This window comes from Paracoccus subflavus (assembly GCF_004310345.1).
Lineage (GTDB): Bacteria > Pseudomonadota > Alphaproteobacteria > Rhodobacterales > Rhodobacteraceae > Paracoccus > Paracoccus subflavus.
The window spans coordinates 37,097-61,957 of sequence record NZ_SISK01000013.1 but is presented as its reverse complement, the minus strand read 5'-3'; the positions used below and the strand labels follow the sequence as shown (position 1 = coordinate 61,957).

Annotated in this window: 27 protein-coding genes and 2 pseudogenes; 12 read left to right on the top strand and 17 right to left on the bottom strand. The window is 66.3% G+C overall.

The genetic code is table 11. The features are described 5' to 3' along the window. Positions 1 to 5: 5 nt before the first annotated feature. A complete protein-coding gene (locus tag EYE42_RS14440; protein WP_130992023.1) occupies positions 6 to 1,436 on the bottom strand; it encodes a form I ribulose bisphosphate carboxylase large subunit in 1,431 nt (476 codons plus the stop codon). A 120-nt stretch (positions 1,437 to 1,556) separates the two neighbouring features. On the opposite strand from EYE42_RS14440, the gene EYE42_RS14435 reads away from it, so the two are divergent. Then, positions 1,557 to 2,438 carry a LysR family transcriptional regulator gene (locus EYE42_RS14435; RefSeq protein WP_165455805.1) on the top strand — a complete coding sequence of 294 codons (882 nt, stop codon included), beginning with the start codon at positions 1,557 to 1,559 and terminating at the stop codon, positions 2,436 to 2,438. A gap of 21 nt (positions 2,439 to 2,459) precedes the next feature. Here the strand turns inward: EYE42_RS14435 and EYE42_RS14430 are convergent, their stop codons facing one another. From EYE42_RS14430 to EYE42_RS14420, 3 genes are all read right to left on the bottom strand, one after another. Continuing rightward, positions 2,460 to 3,080, bottom strand: a complete 621-nt coding sequence (locus EYE42_RS14430) for a DsbA family protein (RefSeq protein ID WP_130992022.1) — start codon at positions 3,078 to 3,080, stop codon at positions 2,460 to 2,462. Between the two features lie 79 nt (positions 3,081 to 3,159). After that, entirely contained in the window at positions 3,160 to 4,515 is a 1,356-nt protein-coding gene (locus EYE42_RS14425; RefSeq protein ID WP_246020831.1) for an ATP-binding protein, read from the bottom strand. Continuing rightward, the gene (locus EYE42_RS14420) at positions 4,515 to 5,189 is read right to left on the bottom strand and encodes a winged helix-turn-helix domain-containing protein (protein ID WP_130992021.1); all 675 of its coding nucleotides are present in this window, start codon (positions 5,187 to 5,189) and stop codon (positions 4,515 to 4,517) included. Before EYE42_RS14420 ends, EYE42_RS14425 begins: the two co-directional genes overlap by 1 nt. A gap of 84 nt (positions 5,190 to 5,273) precedes the next feature. Between EYE42_RS14420 and dsbD the strand changes: the two genes are divergently transcribed. The 5 genes from dsbD to EYE42_RS14395 are packed head-to-tail and all read left to right on the top strand — an operon-like array spanning position 5,274 to position 9,907. Beyond that, complete coding sequence (gene dsbD, locus EYE42_RS14415) at positions 5,274 to 7,121, top strand: protein-disulfide reductase DsbD (protein WP_246020830.1); 1,848 nt, start codon at positions 5,274 to 5,276, stop codon at positions 7,119 to 7,121. After that, positions 7,118 to 7,930 (top strand): TlpA disulfide reductase family protein, encoded by an 813-nt coding sequence (locus EYE42_RS14410; protein ID WP_130992020.1) that lies wholly within the window; start codon positions 7,118 to 7,120, stop codon positions 7,928 to 7,930. The genes dsbD and EYE42_RS14410 overlap by 4 nt, the downstream gene beginning before the upstream one ends. 2 nt (positions 7,931 to 7,932) lie before the next feature. Then, a complete protein-coding gene (locus tag EYE42_RS14405) occupies positions 7,933 to 8,688 on the top strand; it encodes a L,D-transpeptidase (protein WP_246020829.1) in 756 nt (251 codons plus the stop codon). Further along, positions 8,685 to 9,323 (top strand): DsbA family protein, encoded by a 639-nt coding sequence (locus tag EYE42_RS14400; protein WP_130992018.1) that lies wholly within the window; start codon positions 8,685 to 8,687, stop codon positions 9,321 to 9,323. The genes EYE42_RS14405 and EYE42_RS14400 overlap by 4 nt, the downstream gene beginning before the upstream one ends. Before the next feature lie 35 nt (positions 9,324 to 9,358). After that, positions 9,359 to 9,907: a L,D-transpeptidase gene (locus EYE42_RS14395; protein WP_130992017.1), complete on the top strand. Its 549-nt coding sequence runs from the start codon at positions 9,359 to 9,361 to the stop codon at positions 9,905 to 9,907. A gap of 26 nt (positions 9,908 to 9,933) precedes the next feature. On the opposite strand, the gene EYE42_RS14390 is transcribed toward EYE42_RS14395, so the two are convergent. Further along, positions 9,934 to 10,275, bottom strand: coding sequence for an ArsR/SmtB family transcription factor (locus tag EYE42_RS14390; protein ID WP_130992016.1), 342 nt, complete (start codon positions 10,273 to 10,275; stop codon positions 9,934 to 9,936). 62 nt (positions 10,276 to 10,337) lie between these two features. Between EYE42_RS14390 and EYE42_RS14385 the strand changes: the two genes are divergently transcribed. From EYE42_RS14385 to EYE42_RS14370, 5 genes and pseudogenes are all read left to right on the top strand, one after another. Further along, positions 10,338 to 10,784: a YeeE/YedE family protein gene (locus tag EYE42_RS14385; RefSeq protein ID WP_130992015.1), complete on the top strand. Its 447-nt coding sequence runs from the start codon at positions 10,338 to 10,340 to the stop codon at positions 10,782 to 10,784. Continuing rightward, positions 10,784 to 11,224, top strand: a complete 441-nt coding sequence (locus tag EYE42_RS14380) for a DUF6691 family protein (RefSeq protein WP_130992014.1) — start codon at positions 10,784 to 10,786, stop codon at positions 11,222 to 11,224. Before EYE42_RS14385 ends, EYE42_RS14380 begins: the two co-directional genes overlap by 1 nt. Beyond that, positions 11,221 to 12,135 (top strand): annotated as a pseudogene (locus EYE42_RS14375) (MBL fold metallo-hydrolase); the annotation flags it as partial. The gene EYE42_RS14380 and the pseudogene EYE42_RS14375, both read left to right, overlap by 4 nt. 27 nt (positions 12,136 to 12,162) lie before the next feature. Further along, complete coding sequence (locus EYE42_RS16420) at positions 12,163 to 12,534, top strand: rhodanese-like domain-containing protein (protein WP_342772719.1); 372 nt, start codon at positions 12,163 to 12,165, stop codon at positions 12,532 to 12,534. A 3-nt stretch (positions 12,535 to 12,537) separates the two neighbouring features. After that, positions 12,538 to 14,319 carry a SulP family inorganic anion transporter gene (locus EYE42_RS14370; RefSeq protein WP_130992012.1) on the top strand — a complete coding sequence of 594 codons (1,782 nt, stop codon included), beginning with the start codon at positions 12,538 to 12,540 and terminating at the stop codon, positions 14,317 to 14,319. A gap of 7 nt (positions 14,320 to 14,326) precedes the next feature. On the opposite strand, the gene EYE42_RS14365 is transcribed toward EYE42_RS14370, so the two are convergent. Both EYE42_RS14365 and EYE42_RS16415 read right to left on the bottom strand, forming a co-directional pair. Beyond that, positions 14,327 to 14,785 carry an SDR family oxidoreductase gene (locus EYE42_RS14365; protein ID WP_165455803.1) on the bottom strand — a complete coding sequence of 153 codons (459 nt, stop codon included), beginning with the start codon at positions 14,783 to 14,785 and terminating at the stop codon, positions 14,327 to 14,329. Further along, complete coding sequence (locus tag EYE42_RS16415; protein WP_246020828.1) at positions 14,752 to 14,997, bottom strand: hypothetical protein; 246 nt, start codon at positions 14,995 to 14,997, stop codon at positions 14,752 to 14,754. The genes EYE42_RS14365 and EYE42_RS16415 overlap by 34 nt, the downstream gene beginning before the upstream one ends. Here EYE42_RS16415 and EYE42_RS16410 point away from each other — a divergent pair. Then, a pseudogene (locus tag EYE42_RS16410) lies at positions 14,978 to 15,228 on the top strand (TRAP transporter large permease subunit); the annotation flags it as partial. The gene EYE42_RS16415 and the pseudogene EYE42_RS16410 sit on opposite strands and share 20 nt — an antisense overlap. A gap of 12 nt (positions 15,229 to 15,240) precedes the next feature. On the opposite strand, the gene EYE42_RS14350 reads toward EYE42_RS16410, so the two are convergent. From EYE42_RS14350 to leuC, 10 genes are all read right to left on the bottom strand, one after another. Beyond that, a complete protein-coding gene (locus EYE42_RS14350) occupies positions 15,241 to 15,795 on the bottom strand; it encodes a nucleotidyltransferase family protein (protein WP_130992011.1) in 555 nt (184 codons plus the stop codon). After that, positions 15,792 to 16,721 carry an XdhC family protein gene (locus tag EYE42_RS14345; RefSeq protein WP_246020827.1) on the bottom strand — a complete coding sequence of 310 codons (930 nt, stop codon included), beginning with the start codon at positions 16,719 to 16,721 and terminating at the stop codon, positions 15,792 to 15,794. The genes EYE42_RS14350 and EYE42_RS14345 overlap by 4 nt, the downstream gene beginning before the upstream one ends. 295 nt (positions 16,722 to 17,016) lie before the next feature. Then, positions 17,017 to 17,514, bottom strand: a complete 498-nt coding sequence (locus tag EYE42_RS14340; RefSeq protein ID WP_130992009.1) for a YciE/YciF ferroxidase family protein — start codon at positions 17,512 to 17,514, stop codon at positions 17,017 to 17,019. 105 nt (positions 17,515 to 17,619) lie between these two features. Then, a complete protein-coding gene (locus EYE42_RS14335; protein WP_130992008.1) occupies positions 17,620 to 18,627 on the bottom strand; it encodes a sn-glycerol-3-phosphate import ATP-binding protein UgpC in 1,008 nt (335 codons plus the stop codon). 4 nt (positions 18,628 to 18,631) lie between these two features. Beyond that, positions 18,632 to 19,480, bottom strand: a complete 849-nt coding sequence (ugpE, locus tag EYE42_RS14330; protein ID WP_130992007.1) for a sn-glycerol-3-phosphate ABC transporter permease UgpE — start codon at positions 19,478 to 19,480, stop codon at positions 18,632 to 18,634. Then, positions 19,480 to 20,358, bottom strand: a complete 879-nt coding sequence (gene ugpA, locus EYE42_RS14325) for a sn-glycerol-3-phosphate ABC transporter permease UgpA (protein WP_130992006.1) — start codon at positions 20,356 to 20,358, stop codon at positions 19,480 to 19,482. The genes ugpE and ugpA overlap by 1 nt, the downstream gene beginning before the upstream one ends. Positions 20,359 to 20,427: 69 nt before the next feature. Continuing rightward, complete coding sequence (gene ugpB / locus EYE42_RS14320) at positions 20,428 to 21,741, bottom strand: sn-glycerol-3-phosphate ABC transporter substrate-binding protein UgpB (RefSeq protein ID WP_130992005.1); 1,314 nt, start codon at positions 21,739 to 21,741, stop codon at positions 20,428 to 20,430. A 385-nt stretch (positions 21,742 to 22,126) separates the two neighbouring features. Continuing rightward, positions 22,127 to 22,732 carry a 3-isopropylmalate dehydratase small subunit gene (gene leuD, locus EYE42_RS14315; RefSeq protein ID WP_130992004.1) on the bottom strand — a complete coding sequence of 202 codons (606 nt, stop codon included), beginning with the start codon at positions 22,730 to 22,732 and terminating at the stop codon, positions 22,127 to 22,129. A gap of 23 nt (positions 22,733 to 22,755) precedes the next feature. Beyond that, positions 22,756 to 23,397, bottom strand: a complete 642-nt coding sequence (locus EYE42_RS14310; RefSeq protein WP_130992003.1) for a DUF429 domain-containing protein — start codon at positions 23,395 to 23,397, stop codon at positions 22,756 to 22,758. A 9-nt stretch (positions 23,398 to 23,406) separates the two neighbouring features. After that, positions 23,407 to 24,843 carry a 3-isopropylmalate dehydratase large subunit gene (gene leuC, locus EYE42_RS14305; RefSeq protein WP_130992002.1) on the bottom strand — a complete coding sequence of 479 codons (1,437 nt, stop codon included), beginning with the start codon at positions 24,841 to 24,843 and terminating at the stop codon, positions 23,407 to 23,409. Between the last annotated feature and the right edge of the window lie 18 nt (positions 24,844 to 24,861).

The window sequence follows — 24,861 nt, the reverse complement described above, 5'->3', positions numbered from 1 at the left end:
GGCTGTCAGCGGTGCTGGACGTCAAGCTTGTCGACGGTGTCGAACTCGAACTTGATCTCTTTCCAGGTTTCCATCGCGGCCTTCAGTTCGGGCGAATGGTTGGCGGCGGCCATCAGGATGTCCTTGCCCTCCTTCTCGATCTCGCGGCCTTCGTTGCGGGCCTGCACGCAGGCCTCGAGCGCGACACGGTTTGCCGCGGCGCCCGCCGCGTTGCCCCAGGGATGGCCCAGCGTGCCGCCGCCGAACTGCAACACCGAATCGTTGCCGAAGATCGCGACAAGGGCGGGCATGTGCCAGACGTGGATCCCGCCCGAGGCGACCGGGAACACGCCGGGCATCGACCCCCAGTCCTGGTCGAAGAAGATGCCCATGCTGCGGTCCTCCTTGATGAACTTGTCGCGCATTAGGTTGATCCAGCCCAGCGTGGCGTTTCGGTCGCCCTCCAGCTTGCCGACGACGGTGCCGGAATGCAGGTGGTCGCCGCCCAGCAGACGCAGCAGCTTGGCCAGAACGCGGAAATTGATGCCGTGGTTGGGATTGCGGTCGATCACCGCGTGCATGGCGCGGTGGACATGCAGCAGCAGGCCGTTGTCCCGACACCATTTCGACAGCGAATTGTGCGCCGCCCAGCCCAGGGTCAGGTAATCCGACATGATGATGGGCGTGCCCAGTTCCTTGGCGAATTCGGCGCGCTTGAACATTTCCTCCACCGTGGGGGCGGTGACGTTCATGTAATGGCCCTTGCGCTCGCCGGTTTCGGCCTGCGACTTCTCGATGGCCTCTTGGCAGAACAGGAAACGGTCGCGCCAGCGCATGAAGGGCTGCGAGTTGACGTTTTCGTCGTCCTTGGTGAAATCAAGCCCGCCGCGCAGACATTCGTAAACCGCCCGGCCATAGTTCTTGGCCGACAGGCCCAGCTTGGGCTTGATCGTGCAGCCCAGCATCGGGCGGCCATACTTGTCCATCTTGTCGCGTTCGACCTGGATGCCATGCGGCGGGCCGAAGCAGGTCTTCACGAACCAGATCGGAAAGCGCACGTCCTCGAGGCGCAGCGACCGCACGGCCTTGAAGCCGAACACGTTGCCCACCAGCGAGGTGAACACGTTGACGACCGATCCTTCCTCGAACAGATCGGCGGGATAGGCGACGAAGGCATAAAAGGCCTCGTCCTGCCCCGGCACGTCCTCGATCCGATAGGCGCGGCCCTTGTAGTGATCCAGGTCGGTCAGCAGGTCGGTCCAGACCGTTGTCCAGGTGCCGGTCGAGCTTTCGGCAGCCACCGCAGCCGCTGCCTCCTCGCGCGGCACGCCGTCCTGCGGGATCACCTTGAAGACCGCCAGGACATCCGTTTCCTTGACCGAATACTGCGGCTCCCAATAGGTAGAGCGGTATTCCTTGACACCGGCGTCGTATTTCTTGGGGCTCTGGACGTTCATCGTGTTGGGCTCCTCCCGATGGCCGGCGATGAAACCGGACTGCCTGGTCCAACTTGCACACGACTCATGAATAAATAAAAATGAATAGTTCTGATTGAAATAATACACTATAGGTTATTCATGGCCTATTCGCTGCGTCAGTTGCAGATCTTCCGCGAGGTTGCGCAGCAGCTTTCCTATACCCGCGCCGCCGAAATCCTGAACCTGACCCAGCCCGCCGCTTTTGCGCAGGTCCGCCAGCTTGAAGATCACCTGGGCCATTGCCTAATCGAACGCCTTGGCAAGACGCTGTATCTGACCCAGGCCGGTCAGATCGTGCTGAAAGCGGCCCACCGGATGCTTGAGGAAACCGCAAATCTCGACATGGCGCTGGCCGAACTGCGCGGCCTTGCCCGTGGGCGGCTGCGTCTGGCCGCCGTTTCGACCGCGAAATACGACATTCCCGCCAGGATCGGTGCCTTCAGCGCGGCCCATCCGGGCATCGAGGTCGTGCTGACCGTGGGCAACCGCGAGGAGCTGCTGGCCCGGTTCCTGCGCAACGCGGACGACCTGTACATTCTGGGAACGCCCCCCGAGGAACTTGGCGCTGCGGTTGAGCGATTTGCGGAAAATCCGCTTGTGGTGATCGCGCCATCGGATCATCCGCTGACCCGGAAACGCGGCCTGACCATGCGCGATGTGGCCCGCTATCCGTTCGTGATGCGCGAAAGCGGCTCGGGCACCCGTCTTGCGGCGGAACGCTGCTTTGCAGAGGCGGGCGCGGTGCCGAAGGTACGGATCGAACTGGGCGCGAACGAGGCGGTGAAACAGGGCGTCATCGCGGGGATGGGCCTGTCGGTGCTCAGCCGCGGGACGGTGGCGCTTGAACTGCGCCACGGCTATCTGGCCGAACTTGACGTCCATCCGTTTCCGATCATCCGCCACTGGCATGTCGCCTGGCCCGAAGCAAAGCGACTGTCGCTGGCCGCGCAGGCGTTTCTGGACGGGCTCATGGGACGGTGACGGCCGCCCGACCGGCGCCGGTTATCCGGCCGCCAGGGTTTCCCGGGCGCGTTGAACCAGGCCGCGCAGTTCGTCCAGACTGAATTCCCCGAACGCGCCCTCGTCGCCTGCGATGAAGCTGGGCGTGCCCATCAGCCCCATGTGGTCGGCCAGAAGAAAGCTGTTGGTGATGTGGCGTTCCACCTGATCCGCCTGCATGTCCTGTTGCAGGCGCGCCATGTCCAGACCCACCTTTTCCGCGGCCCGCCGGGCGGTGTCGGCATTGGCCTTTCCCCGGATCGAGAACATCGCCCGGTGCATCTGCCAATACCGCCCCTGTTGCAGCGACGCCAGCGATGCGCGGGCGGCGTCCTCGGAATCCGCGCCGAAGACGGGCCATTCGCGGAACACCACCCGCAGGTTCGGATCGGACCGGATCAGGCGATGGATCGGATCAACCATCTTGCGGCAGAAGGGGCAGTTGTAGTCGAAGAATTCCGTCAGGGTGACATCGCCGTCGGGATTGCCCAGGACCGGCGCGGTGGGATCACGCTCCAGCACCTTTCGCAGTTCCTCGGGCATCGGATTTTCCCGCGCGGCAAGGGCCATCGTGGGCAGGATCAGCAGTCCCGTCCCGGCGATCAGGAAGTTTCGGCGTTGCATGCGTCGTCCTCTAAACAGTTCCACGCAGATCCTGCGCTGTATAAGGGCGGTGGATTTGCCGCTCAACCTTAAGGGCGCCTTAAGAGCCGCCCCGATCCTGTAACGTATCCGACAACGGCAGCGTCAGCGCCACCTCTTGCCCGCCTTGTCCCTGGCCCAGATCCAGCCGCCCGCCCATCCGCTGGACGGCCGCAGCGACAATGGCAAGGCCAAGCCCGCTGCCGTGAACCTCGCGTCCCGGACCGCGCCAGAACCGGTCGGTGGCGCGGTCGCGGTCCTGCGGCCGGATGCCGGGGCCTTCGTCGCGGACCACGAACCTTATCCCGGGGCCGTTGCAAAGGGCGGTCAGGCTGACGGTCCCGCCGGGGGGGGAATGCTGGATCGCGTTCTCGACCAGATTGCGCAGCGCGCTGAGGATCAGGATGCGCGGCGCAGAAAGGGGCGGCAGGTCGTCGGCCTGCGTCACCAGCCGCACCCGCCGGGCATGGGCCTGATCCTCGGCCTGCTGGATGATATCGGCAAGCAGCGCCGCCACGTCCAGACGCTCGACCGGGGCTGCGCCCTGGTCGATGGCCGTCAGATCCAGAAGCTGCCGCACCATCCGGTCGGTTCGATCGACCGAGGTTGCAATCGCCGCCAGCGCCCGGTCGCGCACCGCCGGATCGGTGGCCATCCGGGCGATCTGGGCATGGGTGCGCAGCCCCGCAAGCGGCGTCTTCAACTCATGGGCCGCAAAGGCGGTAAAGTCCCGCTCGGTGCGTCGCACATCGTCGAGACGCCGGAACAGGTTGTTCAGTGCCCGTCGCACCGGTCGGATTTCGCGGGGGTCCGGGGTTTCGGGCAGGGGCCGCAGATCGTCCGGCTGGCGGCTGAGCAGTGCGCCTTCCAGATGCGCCAGCGGTGCCAGCCCACGGCCCACGCTGACCCAGATCAGCAGAGCGAGCGCGGGAAAGATCACCGCCAGCGGCCACAACAGCCCTTGCACCACGTCCCCCACCAGCCGGTCGCGCACTTCCATCCGGTCGCCGACCATCACCCGGACCCCTGCCTGGGGATTGACGACGGTAAAGACGCGCCAGGGTTCGTCGTGGATCCGCGTGGTGGTGAAGCCGTCCTTGTCGGACAGGACGGCATCCGGCGCGCCCGAGGAAGCGCCCAGCAGATCGCCCTGCAACGACCAGATCTGGCAGGACAGATGGCGCGAATAGCCGGTTTCCATCGGCAGGGCGATCGTGGCGTGCCCCGTGCCGTCGTTCAGGGCGATCCGCCGGTCCGCCATCAGCGAACTGACCATGTTCGCCGCCTCGGACAGGCGGGCATCCAGCACCCGCTCGACCTGCGCGCGGGTCGAGACGTTGATCCACAGCGCCGCCGACAGCCAGATCGCGCTGGTGGCCAGCGTCAGCACAAGGATAAGGCGCAGGCGGATGGACATCAGCCGGGAACCGGTCCGGATGCCGCCATGCAATAGCCCAGGCCGCGTACGGTCTGGATCACCTCGCGGCCCAGCTTGGCGCGCAGGTGGTGGATATGCACCTCGACCGTGTTGCTTTCGACATCCTCCTGCCATCCATAAAGACGTTCCTCCAACTGCGCCCGCGACAGGATGTGTCCGGGCCGTTCGGCCAAGGCATGCAGGATGGCGAATTCGCGCCGCGACAGACGCAGGCGATTGCCGTCCTGGAGGGCGGTCATCGCCGCCGGGTCAAGCTCCAGCCCGTTCCAGCGCAGGACCGGACTGGCCCGTCCGCCCTGCCGGCGCAGCATGGCCCGGATCCGGGCGGCCAGTTCGTCCAGGTCGAAGGGCTTGCCCAGATAATCGTCCGCACCGCCGTCCAGCCCCGCGATCCGGTCCCGCACCTGATCGCGTGCCGTCAGCAGCAGCACCGGCATCAGGTTGCCGGCGGCCCGCATCTCGGCCAGCAGATCGGTGCCCAGACCGTCCGGCAGCATGATGTCCAGAACGACGCCCGCAAAATCGCTGTGGGCCAGCGCCGCGCGCGCATCGGCCAGGCTTGCAACCGCATCGGCCGTAAATCCCGACAGGCCCAGCCCGACCGTCAATCCGTCCGACAGCACCGGATCATCTTCCACGATCAGGATTCGCACAGTGGTCCTTTCCTGTTCTTTCCATCCGCCTGTTTCAGACCAGGCTTAAGTCTGGCTTAAGCTGGCCTGTCTAGCTGCATCCTCATGATGATACGAATCTTGTCGGCGGCGATAGCCGCATGGATGATGGCGCTGGGTGCGGTATCGGCGCAACCCGCCCCCCCGCTGGACCCGGCCGAAGCCTTTGTGCTGAGCGTGACGACCGACGCCTCGGGCGATTTGCAGATCGGCTGGGCGGTGCAGCCCGGCTATTACCTGTATCGCAGCAAGATCGAAGCGATTGCGCCCGACGGCGCGGCGATCCCATTGACCCTGCCCGAGGGCGAGGTTTACGACGACCCCTGGTTTGGTCGTGACGAAATCTATCGCGGCCCGGACGAGGTCGCGGTCACGGTTCCCGATCCGCAGGGACCGACGGTATTGAAATGGCAGGGCTGCCAGCAGGACGGGATCTGCTATGCCCCGCAGCAGGCGGTTCTGGAAACCGACGGCACGATCAGGCAGGAAGACGCCGCCGGGGAAAGCGCCTTCGGGTCCTGGCAGGCCGACGGCGGCGCGGCGCAATCATCCGCGGCTGCGGTTCCTGCCCCCCAGTCCCCACAGTCCCCCCAGTCCCCACAGTCCCCCCGGTCGGGGCTGTCACTGGCCAGGGATGACGGCCTGGTCGCGGGTCTGGCCGGACAAGGCGGCGCGGTTCTGGTCCTGCTGGCCTTTTTCGGGTTCGGTCTGCTGCTGTCGCTGACGCCCTGCGTGCTGCCGATGGTGCCCATCGTGGCGGGGATGCTGACCCGGCAGGGCGGGGGGCTGACCGCAGGGCGCGGACTGGCGCTGACCGGGGTCTATGTGCTTGCGATGGCATCCGCCTTTGCGCTGCTGGGAATCGTTGCGGCCTGGTCGGGGGCAAATCTTCAGGCCGCGCTGCAATCGCCCTGGGCGATCGGCCTTGTCGCGGCGGTTTTCGTGGGTCTGGCGCTGTCGATGCTGGGGCTGTTCGATCTGCAAATGCCGCCTGCCTGGCAGGCGCGGCTGGCGCGGCGGACGGCCACCGGCGGCTCTTTTGGGGGGGCGGCTGGCCTTGGCTTCGGCTCGGCCCTGATTGTCGGCCCCTGCGTGACGGCGCCGCTGGCCGGGGCGCTGATCTATATCGCCCAGACCGGCGATGTCGCCCTGGGCGCGGCATCGCTGTTTGCGCTGGGGCTGGGGCAGGGGGTGCCGCTGCTGGCCGTCGGCGCCTTTGGCCCGCGCATCCTGCCCCGCCGTGGCGCATGGATGGACGGGGTAAAGCTGGTCTTTGGCGTCGTGTTCCTGGGCATGGCGATCTGGCTGGCCGGGCGCATTCTGCCGGGGCCGGTGGTTCTGGTCCTGTGGGCGGTGCTGCTGACCGGCTGCGGGGTGGCGATCGGCGCCCTGGATCGTCTGTCGCCGGGCGCGTCCCGCGCATCGCGACTGGCCTCGGCGGCCGGGCTGTTGCTGGTCTTTGCGGGGCTGATCCAGGGCATCGGCGCGGCCATGGGTGCCGATGACCCGACGCGACCCCTGGCCCCCCTGGCGGGCCGGACCGCCCAGCCCGCGCCCGCAAGCGGGCCGTTCCAGACCGTGACCACGCAGGCCGCGCTGGATGTGGCGCTGGACGTTCCAAAACCTGCGATGATCTATGTCACCGCCGATTGGTGCGTCATCTGCCGCAAGATCGAGCGGGACGCGCTGGCCGACCCGCAGGTCGCACGCGCCCTGGACGATCTGGTCCGCATCAAGGTCGATGTCACCGACTTTTCGGCCGAGGCACAGGCGCTGATGAAGACCCTGGCCGCCGCCGGGCCACCGACGATGATCTTTGTCGATGCCGCGCGGACCGAACCGCCGGGTAGCCGGCTGATCGGCGATGTGGACAGCGGCGATCTGCTGGCCTCGATCGCGCAGGTCGCCCCATGAACGCCGTTTCCATCGGACCGTTCGTCTTTGATGCGTCCCGTCTGGCGGCGGTCGCGGCGATCGGGCTGTTTCTGGCCGTCTCGGCGATTGCCGTGCGCCTTGGCCGCCAGCGGGGCCAGGGCCGCACCGTCGAGGCCTGGGCGGGATGGGCCGTTCTGGCCTGGATTCTGGGGGCCCGCCTGGGCTTTGTCCTGACCAATGCGGACGATTTCGCGGGCGCGCCCCTTGATGCGCTCAAGCTGTGGCAGGGGGGCTTTTCCGCGCGGGCCGGCTGGGCGGCAGCGGGGGCCACGCTGGCTGCGGCGCTGCTGACCGGGCGCGGCGCGGTGCTGCGTCCCTTGCTGATCGCGGCCGCCGTCACGGCGGTGGCCCATCAGGCCGTCACCGCTGCCCTGCCGCGTCCGCAGATGCAGTTGCCGGCGATGGAACTGCTGGCCCTGGACGGCAGCCCTGTCCAATTGGCAGGACGCGACAAGGTGACGGTGGTGAACCTGTGGGCGACCTGGTGCCCCCCCTGCCGCCGCGAAATGCCGATGATGACGAACATGGCCGCCGGAATGCCCGATGTCGATTTCGTGTTTGCCAACCAGGGCGAAAGCGCGGACCGCGTCTTTGCCTTTCTGGCGGCCGAGAACCTGCCCCTGACCGGGATGCTGCGCGATCCGCGCGGGTATCTGATGGGCCGCCTGCGGGCCGTGGGCCTGCCCTCGACCCTGGTCTTCGACAGGACCGGGACGCTGGTTGCGGCGCAGACAGGCGAGATTTCCGCCCCCGCGCTGCGAACCATGATCGAAACTGCAAGGAAATGACGATGAACCCTCTGCTGAAGGCCTTTCTGGCAGGGACCGCCCTGCTGGGGCTGGCCGCCTGCGAAACCGTGCCGCCTGCTGCGGCCCCTGTTGCGCCCGCTGCGGCGCCCGCCGCGGCGCCCACCCCGCCCCCGATCAGCGCCGAAACCGCCGCCCTGTATGCCGCCCGGCCGGACGGCGACCTGACCGTTCCCGCCATCCCGGCCAGCCTGCTGACCGAGGACAAGGCCCGGCAGGTGGTCGATTACTGGACCGATGAACCTGTTGGCACGATCATTGTGGACCCCTATGCCAAGCGCCTTTACCAGGTGCGCCCCGGCAACAAGGCCATGCGCTATACCGTCGGCGTCGGGGCCGCAGGCTATGGTTTCTCCGGCGAGGCCTATATCCCCTATCAGCGTGACTGGCCCCGCTGGACGCCCACCGACAACATGCTGGCGACCAATCCCGAACGATACGGCCCTTCGGCCGGCGGCGTGGACGGCGGACTGGAAAACCCGTTGGGCGCGCGGGCGCTGTATATCCACAACAGCGGCGGGGATACCTTTTACCGCATCCACGGCACACCCGACCCGCAGTCGATCGGCACCGCCAGTTCCGCCGGATGCATCCGTCTGTTCAATCAGGACATCATCCATCTGGCCGAGAACACCGACAGCATGACCAGGGTGGTGGTCCTGACGCAGGAACAATCCGGCCAGGGCACCACCCCGCCCGAACCGGCCCCGATTGCAACAATCCCCGGAGAACCGGCATGACCCTTGACCGCAGAACCCTTCTGGCCGCCGGCCTGGGTGCCGGGCTGACGGCAGTGGGCGGCGCCGTGGCATGGGCCGTGCTGCGCCAGCCGGCCGACAGCGACGATCTGGCTGTCGAGGATATCCTGAACGACCCCGACCAGCCGGTGCTGGGCAATCCGCAGGGCGACGTTACCGTGGTGGAATTCTTCGATTACCAATGCCCTTACTGCAAGCGCGGGCACCCCGACCTGATGGCCGAGGTCGAGGCCGACGGCAACCTCCGCCTGCTGATGAAGGACTGGCCGATCTTTGGCGATGCGTCGGTGCTGGCCGCGCAACTGGTGCTGGGCGGCGTGGCGGACGGCACCTATCTTGCGGCACAGTCGGCCCTGATGGCCACGCCCGCCCGGCTGTCCGAAGACGATGTCCGCGCCGTTCTGACAGGGGCGGGGCTTGATCCCGCCGCGATGCTGGACGCCTATCGGCAGAACCGCCAGACATGGGACGGGCTGATGGGCCGCAACAGCCGGCAGGCCGCTGCCCTCGGGCTGCAAGGCACGCCTGCGTTCATCATCGGCCGCAGCCTTTATGCAGGCGCCCTGGACCGCGATCGCCTGCGCCGGGCGATCGCCGAGGCCCGCGGCACCGCCTGACCCACCTTTCGTCACCCACCAGGAAAGAGCAGATCATGACAATCCTTTCACGCCGACGCACGCTTGGCCTGATCGCCCTTGCGGGCCTGGCCGCCCCTGCGGTGGCCCGGGCGCAGGCTGACCCGCAGCGCAACCTGAGCAGCTTTACAATGCAGAACTGGCAGGACCATTTCGACGACCTGGGACTGGGCGCGATTGTGGCCGATACCCGGTCGCGGGCGCTGCATTTCTGGTCCGGGGACGGGCAGACATACAGAACCTATCCGACCTCGGTCCCGATTTCCGAGGAGCTGACCAAGCGCGGCCATACCGAGATCGTGCGCAAGAAGGTCGGGCCAAGCTGGACCCCCACGGCGTCGCAGATGGAACGCTATCCCGACTGGAAGCCGGTCGGGCCGGGCCCGGACAATCCGCTGGGCACCCATGCGATGTATCTGTCCTGGCCCGCCTACCTGATCCACGGCACCCATGACACGCGCAAGATCGGGCGCCTGTCCTCGGACGGCTGCATCGGGCTGTACAACGAAAAGATCGAGGAGCTGTTCGGCCTGTGTCCCGTGGGAACGCAGGTCAGGATCATCTGAAGGTCGCCGGGGTCCATTGGCCCCCGTCACACGTCCTTGCAAAAGACGTCGTAAAGGGCGGTCATGAGCAGGGTCAGGTCGGAATCGGTGATGCGATAGAAGATGGTCTGACCCTGGCGGCGGGTATCCACCATGCCCGCCTCGCGCAGTTTCGCCAGGTGCTGGCTCAGCGCCGACTGACCCAGGCCCACGGCCTGCTGCAGCATCCCCACCGACCGCTCACCCTTGGCCAGTTCGCACAGGATCAGCAGGCGCTTGGCATTGGCCACAAGCGCCAGCCGCTCGGCCACGTGATCGGCACGGTCCTGCAAGGCCCGGGCAGCCCGGTCGTCCTGAGCTATTATATTAGCGTTGACTGATTTAGACATGAGTAATATATACACCCGGCAGGCGGTCCGGGCAAGCGCCGCCGCAAGCATGGAGGGTTCGCATGGAAATCGGGATCGAGACGGCTTTCACGCCCTGGGCCTCGCTGCTGGGCGGCGTGCTGATCGGGCTCAGCGCGGTGATGGTGATGGGGCTGTTCGGGCGCATCGCAGGCATTGCCGGAATCACGCAGGGCGCAGCCGGCCTGCCCGGCACGGCGCGGGACCGTGACTGGCGCTGGGCCTTTCTGGCGGGGCTGATTGCCGCGCCGCTGGTGGTGATGGCCCTGGGCGGGACGGTGTCGCAGACGGTGCCCGACGGCTTGGGCGGCATGGCGGTTGCAGGGCTGTTGGTGGGGGTGGGCACGGCCCTCGGCTCTGGCTGCACCTCGGGACACGGGGTCTGCGGGCTGGCGCGGCTGTCGGGCCGGTCCCTGGCGGCGGTTGCGACATTCATGGCGGCGGGCTTTGCAACCGTTTTCGTCCTGCGCCATGTCCTGGGGGGCTTGTGATGCGAATTGTGTGGGGATTTCTGTCGGGGCTGGTCTTTGGGCTGGGGCTGGTCATCTCGGGCATGGCTAACCCGGCCAAGGTGCTGAATTTCCTCGATCTGGCCGGAACCTGGGATCCAAGCCTCGCCTTCGTGATGGGCGGGGCCACGCTGACCGCCTTTGTCGGCTATCGGCTGGTCTGGCGCCGCAAGGCGCCGGTGCTGGAACAATCCTTCGACATTCCCAAGACGACCGCCATCGACCGGCCCCTTCTGACCGGGGCGGCGCTGTTCGGGATCGGCTGGGGCATCGGCGGCTTCTGCCCCGGCCCGGCCTGGACCGCGCTGCCGCTCTTGGCGCCGGGCACGCTGGTATTCCTGCCTGCGATGCTGGCGGGTCTGTGGCTGGGCGCACGGATCAAGGCGGGCGGACATCTTCAAGGCAAAGGAGCGACATCATGAGCGAATCGACACTCAAGGACCGGGTGGTGCGCCATTCGCCCTCGACCGGGGCGGGCAGTCCCGACGTCTGGGGCATCTACGAGCCCGATACCGGCTCGATCCAATACATCTGCGCCGATCCCACCACAAAGAAAGCCGCGCTGATCGACGTGGTCTGGAACCTCGACCCCAAGAACTGTCGCTTTTCGACCGGCAGCATGGACCAGGTGCTGGATCTGGTGCGCGACCACGGGCTGACGGTGGAATGGGTGCTGGACACCCACCCCCATGCCGATCACGTCATGGCCTCGGCCCATCTGAGGGACCGCACAGGCGCGCCGGCCGCCATCGGCAACAAGGTCCATGACATCGCCCGCATCTGGGCGGACCTCTACAACCTGCCGGACGCCTTCGACCCGGCGCGCGACTTCGACCGGCTGCTGGCCCCCGGAGAAACCTTCCGCATCGGCGATCTCGAGGCGCGGGTGATGCTGTCGCCCGGCCATACGCTGGGTTCGATCACCTATGTCTGCGGGGATGCGGCCTTCGTGCACGACACGCTGATGCAGCCCGACGTCGGCACCTCGCGCGCCGATTTTCCCGGTGGCAACACGGAACAGCTTTGGGACTCGATCCAGGCGATCCTGGCGCTGCCACCGCAGACCCGCCTGTTCGTCGGACACGACTATGGCACCGATGACCGGAAGGAACCGCGATGGGAGGCAACCGTCGCCCAGCACCGCGCCGAGAACCGCCACGTCAAGGACGGCACCCGGCGCGAGGACTGGATCAGGCTGCGCGATGACCGCGACGCCACCCTGCCGCTGCCCGACCGGATTCTGGCGGCCTTGCAGATCAACCTGCGCGGCGGACGCCTGCCTGCGCCCGAGGGGGACGGGCACACTTACCTGAAAATTCCCGTCAACCGGTTCCCGGCGCCGCAGGAAAAAGGGAAGACGATGAAGGAGATGGTCGAGACGGCACGCGACCGTGTCGGGACCATCGCACCCGAGCAGGCGGCAAAGGCCAAATCGGACAACAGTCTGATCCTGGACGTGCGCGAGCCGGGGGAGCTGGATCACGACGGCCGCGTATCCGGTGCGCTGCATATACCGCGCGGCCTTCTGGAAAGCCGGGCGGACGCAACGGCTGGCACGGCCGAGCCGCAATTGACCCGGATGCGGGGCAAGGGGCCGGTGCATGTCCTGTGCGCGTCGGGCGCGCGCGCCGCACTGGCGGCCGATACCCTGAAATCCATGGGCTACAAAGCCGCCGTGATCGAGGGCGGGTTCCAGGCATGGAAGGCGAGGGGCCTTCCGGTCGAGACCTGAGCCGTGACGCGACTGGCGCGCATCCTGCCGATCCTGCACTGGGGGCGTGCCTATGACCGGCACGCCCTGGTCAGCGACGGCGTGGCGGCGGCAATCGTGACGATCATGCTGATCCCGCAGTCGCTGGCCTATGCGATGCTGGCCGGGCTGCCGCCGGTGGTCGGGTTGTATGCCTCGATCCTGCCGCTGGTCGTCTATGCGCTGTTCGGCAGCAGCCGCACCCTGTCGGTAGGGCCGGTCGCGGTGGTGTCGCTGCTGACGGCCACGGCCGCGTCGGGTGTCGCGGTGCCCGGCAGTCCCGAATATGTCGCCGCCGCCCTGACGCTGGCGCTGCTTTCGGGACTGATCCTGGTGGCCATGGGGGTCTTTCGGCTGGGCTTTTTGGCGAACCTCTTGTCGCATCCGGTCATCTCGGGCTTCATGACCGCCTCCAGCCTGCTGATCGCCCTGGGGCAGATCAGGCACATCCTGGGGGTCGAGGCGCAGGGCGGCACGCTGCCCGAGATGGCCGTCTCGCTGATGCAGAATCTGTCCGACACCCATTGGCCGACACTGGCGATCGGGGTTCTGGCGACGGCCTTTCTGTTCTGGTCGCGCAGCCGCCTGAAGCCCGCGCTGACCGGGCTTGGCCTGTCCCCGGCCGTCGCCGCCCTGCTGGCGCGCACGGGGCCGGTTCTGGCGGTGGCTGCCGCCATCGGGGCGGTCGTTGTGCTGGACCTGGGCGCCGCAGGGGTGGCGGTGGTGGGCGACGTGCCGCAGGGCCTGCCGCCCCTGTCGCTGCCCGATGCCGACCCCGCGCTGTGGATGGCGCTGTTGCCCTCGGCCCTGCTGATCGCGCTGATCGGGTTCGTGGAATCGGTGTCGGTGGCGCAGACCCTGGCCGCCAAGCGCCGCCAGTCGATCAGCCCGGACCAGGAACTGATCGGCCTTGGCATGGCAAACCTCGCCGCGGGGTTTTCATCGGGCTACCCCGTCACCGGGGGCTTTGCCCGGTCGGTCGTGAATTTCGACGCGGGCGCGCAGACCCCCGCGGCAGGGGCCCTGACCGCCATCGGCATCGCCCTGGCATCGGTGTTCCTGACGCCGCTGCTGTTCCACCTGCCCGTCGCCGTGCTGGCCGCCACCATCATCGTCGCGGTCCTCAGTCTTGCGGATTTCGGGGCGTTGGCGCGGACCTGGCGCTATTCCCGTTCGGACTTCTCGGCCCTTGCCGCGACGCTGGCGGTGACGCTTTTGGCGGGGGTCGAGGCGGGCATCATGGCGGGGGTCGCGGTGTCGGTGCTGCTGCATCTGTGGGCCAGTTCGCGGCCCCATGTCGCCGTGATCGGGCAGGTGCCCGGCACCCAGCATTTCCGCAACGTGCTGCGGCACAAGGTTGTCTGCACCCCCGAGGTGCTGGGCCTGCGCATCGACGAAAGCCTGTTCTTTGCCAATGCCCGCGCCATCGAGACCGTCATCCAGCAGGAGGTTGCGGCCCGTCCGCAGTTGCGCCACGTGGTCCTGAACTGCGCCGCCGTCAACAGCATCGACGCAAGCGCGCTGGAAAGCCTGGAACTGGTCATGCACCGGCTGTCCGACGCAGGCATCGCCCTGCACCTGTCCGAGGTCAAGGGGCCTGTCATGGACCGCCTGCAGCGCAGCCATTTCCTCGATCACCTGACGGGGCAGGTGCATCTGTCCCATTATCATGCCGTCGAAACCCTGGCCCCGCAGGCGACACGAGCAGCGAACGAAAGCGCGCCGGGTCAGCCGTGGCAGGGCAGGAAGGCCGGCGGGTCTTCCTGACGGCGCGTCACAGAACCGAGATCATGCCCCCATCGACAAAGATCATCTGGCCGCTGACATAGTTCGACGCGTCCGATGCCAGATAGACCGCCGTTCCCACCAGTTCGTCCGGGCGGCCCCAGCGTCCGGCCGGGGTTCGCCCCTTGACCCAGGCGTCGAACTGCGGGTTCGCGGTCAGCGCCGCATTCATCTCGGTCAGCATGTAGCCCGGCCCGATGGCATTGGCCTGGATGCCCAGCGGGGTCCATTCGGCGGCCATGCCCTTGGTCAGCAGGCGGATGCCGCCCTTGGCAACGGTATAGGGAACCACCGTGGCACGGGCCAGTTCGCTGGTCAGCGAGCCGATGTTGATGATCTTGCCCCGCCCGCGCGGGATCATCCGTCTGGCGGCCTCGCGTCCCAGCAGGAAGGCGCTGGTCAGGTTTGTGTCGATCACCCGCTGCCAGTCGGCAAGCGACAGGTCCACCACATCGGCTGGCGGTGCTGGATGCCGGCGTTGTTCACCAGGATGTCGATGGCGATGCCCGCCGCGTCCAAATCCTGGAACGCGGCCTCGACCGCCGCCGCGCCGTAAAAGGTTTCGCCCAGACCGATGCTGCCGTGATCGGTATGCAGCCTGACCCACAACACGTTGGAAAATTCCTCGGTCCGCAGCGTCTCGATGGCGGTGATCTTCATGATGGCGATCCTGTTCTTTCTGGGTGCATTCCTGGACTGGGGGGATCGCGCTGCTGACCATGCAGGTCAGCTTTCTGTCGCCGCCCTTCGGTCCGGCCGCCTTTTATCTGAAATCCGTGGCGCCCCGGCATTTCGCTGGGCATCATCTTCCGGTCGCTTTTGCCCTTCATCGGCTTGCAGATCATTGCCATCGCGCTGTTGATCGCCTTTCCGGGTATCACCGGACGCTGATGCTGTCCGTCATCAGACCCCATCGTCCAGATCGGCGGGCCGGTCGATGTCATGGGCCGTCATGGGGCTGACAGGGATCAGGCGGTCGTCGGGCAGGGCGGCAACAAGAGCGCGCGCGCCGTGGTCCCCCTCGGGCGCGCTCAGGACGCGCGCGAAATCCCCGGCGGCGATCCGGACCGGGGGCAGGCGCCGGTGTCCCTGCACGCAGGCACCGCTGCCCGGCAGCGCCAGCAGACGGCGCAGCAGGGCGGGGGAAACGTTCGGCATGTCGCCCAGGCACAGCAGCAGCCCGTCAGCGCCGCCCGCCTGTGCCCATCGGACCGCGTGCTTGAAGGACGCTGACATGGTTCCGCCGGGCGGCAGCACATGCACGCCGAAATCCGCAGGCAGCATCGCCGCCACTGCCGGCGACGACACCACCGCCAGCAGGCCGTCGCATCCCGCCGCGCGCAGCGCATCGGCGGCCCAGGTCACCAGCGGCCGATCCCGCCAGGGGGCCAGCAGCTTGTCGTCTGGCCCGAACCGGGTCGAACTGCCCGCCGCCAGCAGCGCGCCCGCCCGCCTCATGCAAGGACCGGCACGACAACCTGATCGCCCGCTGCCATCACCACCTCGGCCAGGACCGAGACTGCCAGCAGCCGGGGGTCGCGCGACGAGGGGATCAGGCCGATGGGGCCGCGCACCCGGTCGCGGGCCTCGGGCGGGACACCCAGTTCGGCCAGCCGCGCCAGACGGGCCGTATGGGTTGCCCGGCTGCCCTGCGCGCCGATGTAGAAGGCCGGACGATCCAGCAGTCGTTGCAGGATTCGCGGCTCGTGGTCGTGGTCGTGATAAAACAGCAGCGCCGCGCAGCGGTCGTCCGGCACAAGCTTTGCCACATCGGACAGGTCGCCCAGCCGGGATACGGTACACCCCATGGCGCGGGCCACCTCAAGGCTCTGATCCTCGTGCGAGATCAGAACGTGGTCATAGCCCAGCGACCGTGCCAGATCGGCGAACACCGTCGCCTCGGCCCCCGCGCCGAAGATGGCGAAACGCAGCGGGGCCTTGAAAGTCAAAGCAAAACCGCCGCTGCCGTCCAGCGCCAGGCGTCCCGAGGGAAACATGTGCAACGAGGCCTGTCGCCGGGCGGCGCGGGCGCGGGACAGGGCCGTCAGGACATCGAAATCGCGCAACGCGAACAGCATCACCTCGATCGCGCCGCCGCAGGGCAGGCGCAGGTCGATGAAGGGCGATCCCTGTCCATAGCGCAGGTGCAGGGGGCGGCCTTCGGCCCGGACCTGCTGCGCTTGAAGGGCCAGGTCGGCCTCGATGCAGCCGGAACTCAACGCGCCCGCCAGGCTGCTGTCGGGGCCGATGGCCATGGCGGCACCGGGGTTGCGATAGGCAGGCCCGTGCGTGGCCGTCAGCACGGCCATGACCGTGCCCGGCCCCATCGCCAGGGCCGAGTCCCAAGGGTCCGCCAAGGCGGGATGAACAGAACGTGCGGACAATCGAACCTTCGGCTGGCTGGCTGGGTCAGGGCTGGACTGGACTGGACTGCGGACAGGATCGGCGGTTCGCCGCCCCGATGCAAGGCCGCATCCGACAGGCGGATCGCCGCGGGTTTCACCCTGCCTGTCCATGCAGGGCCCGGCAGGGGGAATCCCGGATTCATGCGGCCAAGGGTCGAGCCCGCGTTGCGGAACCGCAGATTCGGTCCGGATCAACCCTGTGGAGAAACGGACGGAATGCCGTCCGCCCGGGTGACGGATCATCCGGGCGGATCAACTGGCCGGGTCTGACGGGTCAGGCAGCCTTTTGGGCCGCGGCGTTGACGACGGTCTCGGCCAGGGCGGTCAGCTTTTCGTCGGTGGCCGTTTCCTCTTGCAGGGTCTGGTCCAGAAGCGATGCGGCCTCATCCATGCCAAGCTGCTGGGCCCAGCTTTTCAGGGTGCCATAGCGGCTGATCTCGTAATGCTCGACCGCCTGGGCCGCCGCCAGCAGCCCCGCGTCCAGGGCAGGGCTGCCCTTGAACTCCTCCATGATCTCCTGCCCTTCGGAAATGATCCCTTCGATCGCGTCGCAGGTCTTGCCGCGCGGACGCTTGCCCATCAGTTCGAATACCTGCGACAGGCGTTCGACCTGGCCCTGGGTTTCTTCCTCATGGGTTTCGAAGGCGGCCTTCAGATCGGGGTTCTGGGCTGCGCGCGCCATCTTGCGAAGCGCGGACGTGATCTTGCGCTCGGCATAATAGATGTCCTTGAGCGTTTCGTGGAAAAGCGTGTCCAGAGTTTTGTCAGCCATCGAAATCTCCTTTATCAGACCGATTGCAGCCCGCCGCTGCATCGTTGACCGTGGACCATTTCAACCACCAGCCCTGGGGCTTTGTTCCCCGCCTTGGCAAAGGGCTCAGCCGATCCTCTGGCCGCTGTTCGCGTCGAACAGATGCAGCGATCCAGGGCGGCAGGTCAGGCGCAGGCTGTCGGACAGCAGCGCATCCGAGGGCATGGCCAGGGTCAGCGCCTCGCCTTCGACATGGCCGTGGACCAGACGCTGCGCGCCCAGTTCTTCGACCGCGCCGACCTGCATCAGGATCGGACCGTCGGGGGCCACGCTCAGATCCTCGGGGCGGATGCCGACGATGCCGGCATGGGCCGAACCGGGCAGATGCGGCACGGCGCGGGACGGGATCAGGTTCATGGCCGGGCTGCCGATGAAGCCTGCGACAAAGACGGAGGCGGGCTTGCGATACACCTCGAGCGGGGTGCCGATCTGTTCGATCCGGCCCCCGTTCAGCACCACCAGCCGGTCGGCCAGCGTCATCGCCTCGAGCTGGTCGTGGGTGACATAGATCGAGGTCGTGCGCAGGCGGCGCTGCAACTCCTTGATCTCGAGCCGCATGGTCACGCGCAGTTTCGCGTCCAGGTTCGACAGGGGTTCGTCGAACAGAAAGGCCGCCGGCTCGCGCACGATGGCGCGGCCCATGGCGACCCGCTGGCGCTGACCGCCCGACAGGGCGCGGGGCTTGCGGTCCAGATAGGGGCCGATCTGCAGGATCTCGGCGGCCTGGGCCACGCGGCGGTCGATATCGGCCCTGGGGGTGCCGCGGTTCTTCAGGCCATAGGCCAGGTTCTGGCGCACTGACATATGCGGATAGAGCGCATAGTTCTGGAACACCATGGCGATGTCGCGGTCGGCGGGTTCCACCTCGTTGACCACCCGGTCGCCGATGCGCACGGTGCCTTCGCTGATCGATTCCAGCCCGGCGACCATGCGCAGCAGGGTGGACTTGCCGCAGCCCGACGGGCCGACCAGCACGATGAATTCGCCGTCCGCGATGTCGATGCTGACATCGCCCACGGCGCGGGTGCCGCCGGCATAGATCTTGCCGACCTTGTCGAGGATGATGGATGCCATTGTCTTACTTCTCCGTCTCGACAAGACCTTTGACGAACAGGCGCTGCATCCCGATCACGACCGCGACCGGCGGGATCATCGCCAGCATCGCGGTGGCCATCACCAGATGCCATTGCGGCAGCCCGTCCACCGCATCGGCCATCCGCTTGATGCCCGCGACGATGGTATAGTAATCGCTGCTGGTGGTGATCAGCAGCGGCCACAGGTACTGGTTCCAGCCATAGATGAACAGGATCACGAACAGCGCCGCGATGTTGGTGCGCGACAGCGGAATCAGGATGTCGCGAAAGAATTTCATGGGACCGGCGCCGTCGATGCGGGCGGCCTCGGTCAGTTCGTCCGGGATGGTCAGGAACACCTGCCGGAACAGGAACGTCGCGGTGGCCGAGGCGATCAGCGGCACCGACAGGCCGGCATAGCTGTTCAGCATCCCCAGGTCGGCCACGACCTGAAAGGTCGGGACGATCCGCACCTCGACCGGCAGCATCAGGGTGATGAAGATGCACCAGAAGGCCAGGTTGCGGAAGGGAAAGCGGAAATAGACGATGGCAAAGGCCGAGGTGATGGAAATGGCGATCTTGCCGCAGGCGATCAGCAGCGCCATGATCAGCGAATTCAGCATCATCGTGCCCACCGGGGGGGTGCCGCTGGTCGATACGCCCGCGTCCAGCATCCGGGAATAGTTTTCCAGCAGATAGGGTCCGGGCCACAGCGGGATCGTGCCCGACATGAAGTCGGTGGCGGTGTGGGTGGACGCGACAAAGGCCACCCAGACGGGCAGGGCGACGATCACCACCCCCAGCATCAGCACCAGATGCGCCAGAAGGTTCAGGCCGGGCCGGTTCTCGATCATCAGTAGGCCACCTTCTTTTCGACATAGCGGAACTGGACCACCGTCAGCGCGATCACGATCAGCATCAGGATCACCGACTGCGCGGCCGACGATCCCAGGTTCTGGCCCACGAAGCCATCGAAATAGACCTTGTAGACCAGGATGTTCGTGGCCTGGGCCGGGCCGCCTTCGGTAGTGGCGTCGATCACCCCGAACGTGTCGAACATGGCATAGACGATGTTCACGACCAGCAGGAAAAAGGTGGTGGGCGACAGCAGCGGCAGGGTGATGTCGAAGAACCGCCTGACCGGCCCCGCGCCGTCGATGGCTGCGGCCTCGCGCAGGGAGGCGGGGATGGATTGCAGCCCCGCCACGAAGAACAGGAAGTTGTAGCTGATCTGTTTCCAGGCGCTTGCGATCACCACCAGGGTCATGGCGTCGCTCTTGGAACTGATGTGGTTCCAGTCATAGCCGATGGTGTCCAGGAAATAGGGCATGACGCCGATGGTCGGATTGAAGATGAACCACCACAGGATGCCCGCGACCGCAGGTGCAACCGCATAGGGCCAGACCAGCAGCGTGGTATAGAGGCTGGTCGATCGGATCATCCGGTCCACGGCCACCGCCAGCAGCAGCGACAGGCCCATCGACAGGACCGTCACCGAAACGGCAAAGACCACCGTCACCTGCAAGGAATTCAGGTATTCCGGGCTGCTCCACAGCGCCTTGAAGTTCGCAAGGCCGACGAAGCTCGTGTTGATGCCGAATGCATCCTCGCGCAGAAAGCTTTGCCGGACGGCCTGGGCCGCGGGCCACAGGAAAAAGACAAAGGTGATCGCCAGTTGCGGCGCCAGCAGCAGCCAGGGCAGCAACTGGTTGCGGAACAGGGTGCGCTTCATGCCGTGATTTTCCTGGACGGGCCTAACGGGTGAACGGGGCCGCGGCGATACGCGGCCCCGATGTGTCGATTACTGGCTCTGGGCCTCGAACTCTTCAAGCAGCGCATTGCCGCGTTCGACCACGGCGTCAAGTGCGCCCTGCGCGTCCTTCGACCCGGACAGAAGCTGCTCGAACTCCTCGTCGATGATGCCGCGGATCTGGACATAATTGCCGAACCGCAGGCCCTTCGAATTTTCGGTGGGCTCGTTCAGGGTGATCTGCTTGATCCCGGTATCGGCGCCGGGATTTTCGGCATAGAACCCGGCCATCTCGTCGGCGGCCGCCTGCGTGATCGGCAGATAGCCCGAGAAGGACGCCCAGTCGGCCTGAACCTCGGGCGAGGACAGGTATTCGAAGAACTTGGCGACGCCCGCGTATTCCTGATCCGGACGGCCCGACAGCACCCACAGCGTCGCCCCGCCGATGATGGAATTCTGCGGCGCGCCCTCGACATCGTCGTAATAGGGCAGCATCCCGTAGCCCACCTCGAAGTCGGTGGCATTGGCGATCACGCCCGCCCGGCTGGCCGAGCTGTTCATGATCATTGCGCATTCCTGGGAATAGAACATGGGCGGCGCGTTGTCGCCGCCGACCGGGCCGCCGTATTTGAAGATGCCCTCGTCGGACAGGCGTTTCAGGTTTTCCCAATGCTTGACCTGCACCGGCCCGTTCAGCGTCAGACGGGCCGCGGTGCCGCCGAACCCGTTCTGTTCGGTGCCGATCGGCTGGTTGTGCCAGGCCGACAGGTTCTCGGTATGAATCCAACTGATCCAGCCGGTCGTGAAGCCGCAGGAAGCCGCGCCCGATTCGATGATCTTGTTGGAAAATTCTTCCATCTCGGCCCAGGTCTTGGGCGGGGTTTCCGGATCAAGGCCGGCCTTTTCGAACACGGTCTTGTTGTAATACAGGATCGGCGTCGAACTGTTGAAGGGCATCGACAGCATGTTGCCCTCGGTGTCGGTATAATATCCGACCACGGCGGGCAGGAAGCCTGCGGGATCGAAGGCCGCCCCCTGTTCCTCCATCATCTGATGGACCGGGACGATGGCCCCTTCGGCGGCCATCATCGTGCCCGTTCCGACCTCGAATACCTGGACGATGGCAGGCTGCTCCTGCGCACGAAATGCGGCGATCGCGGCGGTCATGGTTTCGGGATAGGTGCCCTTGTAGGACGGTACGACCGTGTATTCATCTTGGCTGTCGTTGAAGCCCTTGGTGATTTCTTCCAGCTTGGCGCCCAGTTCGCCGCCCATGGCGTGCCACCACTGGATTTCGGTCTGCGCCTGGGCTGCCGACAGCGACGCAATCAGCGCCACTGCGGATACGGAAAGAAGTCGGTTCATGATGGTCCCCCCTTATGGAGTTGCGGTTCCGACGGGCGTAAAGGCCCATGATGACGCGAACGCAACATTTTCATGACGCGAACGTGACACCCTTTTCCCATCCGGTCAACGCGTCCGACATCCTCCCGGAAACCCGGAAATTTCGGGAAAGCCCTGCGTTGTCGGTGTGTTTTCAGCCACTTGGAAATGCCTGCACGCGACGCTGCCAAGACCGGCCCACTTTTCGCCCGTCGATCCGGCCCAGATCAGGCGGTGCGGGGCCGGCCTTGGGGGGCAAACGATACTATTCAGGACTGGCGCGTTAGAAAGACTATGCGCCGCTGCCCGGTGCGGGACATGCAGAAGCCGGACCCATGGCCCGGCCTTTCAAGGTCACACGGATCGGTCAGACCCAGGGACGGGCCTGCGCCATCCGGGTTTCGAACCGTTCGATGGACGGCGACCTTTCCATGGTCAGGCCGATGTCGTCCAGACCGTTCAGCAGGCAGTGCTTGCGGAACGGATCGACGTCGAACGGGAACGATACCCCGTCAGATGTCGTCACCGTCTGGCTTTCCAGATCGACCGTCATGCGGGCATTCGCGCCTTTTCGCGCGTCCGCCATCAGAACCTCCACGGCCTCTGGCGGCAGGACCACCGGCAGGATGCCGTTCTTGAAGCAGTTGTTGAAGAAGATGTCGGCAAAGCCGGTCGAGATCACGCAGCGGATGCCAAAATCCATCAGCGCCCAGGGCGCATGTTCGCGCGACGACCCGCAGCCGAAGTTGTCGCCCGCCACCAGGATCTGCGCATCGCGATAGGCGGGCTGGTTCAGCACGAAATCGGGGATCTCGGCCCCGTCGCGGTCATAGCGCATCTCGTCGAACAGATTGACCCCCAGGCCCGACCGCTTGATGGTCTTGAGGAATTGCTTGGGGATGATCATGTCGGTGTCGATATTGACCAGCGGCATGGGCGCCGCGATCCCGGTCAGGGTGGTGAACTTGTCCATTTCGGTGTCCTTTGTGGATGGGTTCAGGCGACCATCTGCATGGGCAGGCCATGGTCGTCGCAAAGAAGCGTGTCGGGAAAGAGGCAGGCACGATCCTCGGCCAGGCGGATCGCGCTCCAAGCCATGATGGCAGCGTCGATCAGGTGGTCCAGAGCAGTCCGGGGCGGAAGATTGGCCAGGTCGAGATTCTCGATCCGAAATCCCGCCCCGGACAGGATTTGAAGTCGGAGAGGCTGGCCCTTGCGGGACTTTTTGGATGCCGGAACGGGCTGCCCGTGATCGGCCAGGGCAAAGGACAATTCGGGATGGCCTTCGCGTATCCTGGGAAGGATGCCCCAAGCCTGCCGCGAAAGTCCCTTTCCCGTCACCCGACGGCTGATGTCCGAGGTATCGTCATAGCTGACCGCTTCCAGCACGGGGCGGATCGGAGTGTTGAACACCGGGGATACCTTGCACCGCAGCACGCCGCGCGCCGCGACATCGCAGCGGCGCGGCGATTCCGTCGCACTCAGCCCGACGGGCATGTCGGTCACCACCACCTCGGCCATGCTGCCGGCGATCATGCCCGCCAGGCAGGTGCCGATTGCCCGGGGCGCAGAAAAGGAAGGATCGGTCAGGATGCCAATCCATCCCCCCTTGCAGCCGTCTATGCCAGGAACCTGCACGGCCCCCCCTCAGACAGGCTCGGTCGCAAGTTCCCTCACATCCACCAGATGCCCGGCCACCCCCGCCGCCGCCGCCATGGCGGGCGACATCAGGTGGGTGCGGCCTTTATATCCCTGGCGGCCCTCGAAATTGCGATTCGAGGTCGCGGCGCAGCGTTCGCCGGGGGCCAGTTGGTCGGGGTTCATGCCCAGACACATCGAACAGCCCGCAAGGCGCCATTCGAAACCCGCATCCTTGAAGATGGCATCAAGCCCTTCTTCCTCGGCCTGGGCGCGCACCAGGCCCGATCCCGGCACGACCATGCCGCGCACGCCGGGGGCCAGTCTGCGTCCGCGCAGGATTTGGGCGGCGGCGCGCAGATCCTCGATCCGGCCGTTGGTGCAACTGCCGATGAACACCGCGTCGATGGCGATGCCGGTCAGGGGCGTCCCGGCAGTCAGGCCCATGTATTCCAGCGAGCGTCGCGCGGCCTCGACCTTGCCCCCGGTGAAATCTTCGGGGGCGGGAACGGTTGCGGTGATCGGCAGCGCATCCTCGGGCGAGGTGCCCCAGGTGACGGTGGGCGCGATATCCTCGCCCCGCAGGGTGACGATCTTGTCCCAGGGGGCGCCTTCGTCGCTGAACAGCGTTTTCCACCAGGCAACGGCGGCTTCCCACTGGGCGCCTTTCGGCGCATGGGGGCGGCCCTTGACGTAGTCAAAGGTCGTCTGGTCGGGCGCGATCAGGCCCGCGCGGGCGCCGCCTTCGATCGCCATGTTGCAGATGGTCATGCGGCCTTCCATCGACAGGTTGCGGATCACCTCGCCGCAGTATTCGATGACATGGCCGGTGCCGCCGGCCGTGCCGGTCTTGCCGATGATGGCCAGCACCACATCCTTGGCGGTGACGCCGGGGGCCAGGCGTCCCGTCACTTCGACCTTCATGTTCCTGGATTTCTTCTGGATCAGGGTCTGGGTCGCCAGCACATGCTCGACCTCGGAGGTGCCGATGCCGTGGGCCAGGGCCCCAAAGGCCCCATGCGTGGCGGTGTGGCTGTCGCCGCAAACGACCGTCATGCCCGGCAGGGTCCAGCCCTGTTCGGGACCGACGATGTGCACGATCCCCTGGCGGATGTCGTTGACCGGGTAATAGACCACGCCGAATTCGCGGGCGTTCCTGTCAAGCGCCTCGACCTGGATGCGCGATTCCTCGTTCTCGATACCCTGTTCGCGGTCCCAGGTGGTGGGCACGTTGTGATCCGGCACGGCGATGGTGCGTTCGGGCGCCCGGACCTGGCGTCCGGTCATGCGCAGCCCCTCGAAGGCCTGCGGGCTGGTCACCTCGTGGACCAGATGCCGGTCGATATACAAAAGGCAGGTGCCGTCGGGCTGACGGTCCACCACATGGGCGTCCCAGATCTTGTCGTAAAGCGTCCGCGCGGACACGGGCTTGGATTCGGTTGTCATGGCTGTGGGCTTTCGGCT

Excerpts from the sequence above, each read along its gene's own strand:
- EYE42_RS14440 (WP_130992023.1), bottom strand. The coding sequence starts at position 1,436 with ATGAACGTCCAGAGCCCCAAGAAATACGACGCCGGTGTCAAGGAATAC.
- EYE42_RS14435 (WP_165455805.1), top strand. The coding sequence starts at position 1,557 with ATGGCCTATTCGCTGCGTCAGTTGCAGATCTTCCGCGAGGTTGCGCAG.
- EYE42_RS14430 (WP_130992022.1), bottom strand. The coding sequence starts at position 3,080 with ATGCAACGCCGAAACTTCCTGATCGCCGGGACGGGACTGCTGATCCTG.
- EYE42_RS14425 (WP_246020831.1), bottom strand. The coding sequence starts at position 4,515 with ATGTCCATCCGCCTGCGCCTTATCCTTGTGCTGACGCTGGCCACCAGC.
- dsbD (WP_246020830.1), top strand. The coding sequence starts at position 5,274 with ATGATGATACGAATCTTGTCGGCGGCGATAGCCGCATGGATGATGGCG.
- EYE42_RS14410 (WP_130992020.1), top strand. The coding sequence starts at position 7,118 with ATGAACGCCGTTTCCATCGGACCGTTCGTCTTTGATGCGTCCCGTCTG.
- EYE42_RS14405 (WP_246020829.1), top strand. The coding sequence starts at position 7,933 with ATGAACCCTCTGCTGAAGGCCTTTCTGGCAGGGACCGCCCTGCTGGGG.
- EYE42_RS14400 (WP_130992018.1), top strand. The coding sequence starts at position 8,685 with ATGACCCTTGACCGCAGAACCCTTCTGGCCGCCGGCCTGGGTGCCGGG.
- EYE42_RS14395 (WP_130992017.1), top strand. The coding sequence starts at position 9,359 with ATGACAATCCTTTCACGCCGACGCACGCTTGGCCTGATCGCCCTTGCG.
- EYE42_RS14390 (WP_130992016.1), bottom strand. The coding sequence starts at position 10,275 with ATGTCTAAATCAGTCAACGCTAATATAATAGCTCAGGACGACCGGGCT.
- EYE42_RS14385 (WP_130992015.1), top strand. The coding sequence starts at position 10,338 with ATGGAAATCGGGATCGAGACGGCTTTCACGCCCTGGGCCTCGCTGCTG.
- EYE42_RS14380 (WP_130992014.1), top strand. The coding sequence starts at position 10,784 with ATGCGAATTGTGTGGGGATTTCTGTCGGGGCTGGTCTTTGGGCTGGGG.
- EYE42_RS16420 (WP_342772719.1), top strand. The coding sequence starts at position 12,163 with ATGAAGGAGATGGTCGAGACGGCACGCGACCGTGTCGGGACCATCGCA.
- EYE42_RS16415 (WP_246020828.1), bottom strand. The coding sequence starts at position 14,997 with ATGAAGATCACCGCCATCGAGACGCTGCGGACCGAGGAATTTTCCAAC.
- EYE42_RS14350 (WP_130992011.1), bottom strand. The coding sequence starts at position 15,795 with ATGAGGCGGGCGGGCGCGCTGCTGGCGGCGGGCAGTTCGACCCGGTTC.
- EYE42_RS14340 (WP_130992009.1), bottom strand. The coding sequence starts at position 17,514 with ATGGCTGACAAAACTCTGGACACGCTTTTCCACGAAACGCTCAAGGAC.
- EYE42_RS14335 (WP_130992008.1), bottom strand. The coding sequence starts at position 18,627 with ATGGCATCCATCATCCTCGACAAGGTCGGCAAGATCTATGCCGGCGGC.
- ugpE (WP_130992007.1), bottom strand. The coding sequence starts at position 19,480 with ATGATCGAGAACCGGCCCGGCCTGAACCTTCTGGCGCATCTGGTGCTG.
- ugpA (WP_130992006.1), bottom strand. The coding sequence starts at position 20,358 with ATGAAGCGCACCCTGTTCCGCAACCAGTTGCTGCCCTGGCTGCTGCTG.
- ugpB (WP_130992005.1), bottom strand. The coding sequence starts at position 21,741 with ATGAACCGACTTCTTTCCGTATCCGCAGTGGCGCTGATTGCGTCGCTG.
- leuD (WP_130992004.1), bottom strand. The coding sequence starts at position 22,732 with ATGGACAAGTTCACCACCCTGACCGGGATCGCGGCGCCCATGCCGCTG.
- leuC (WP_130992002.1), bottom strand. The coding sequence starts at position 24,843 with ATGACAACCGAATCCAAGCCCGTGTCCGCGCGGACGCTTTACGACAAG.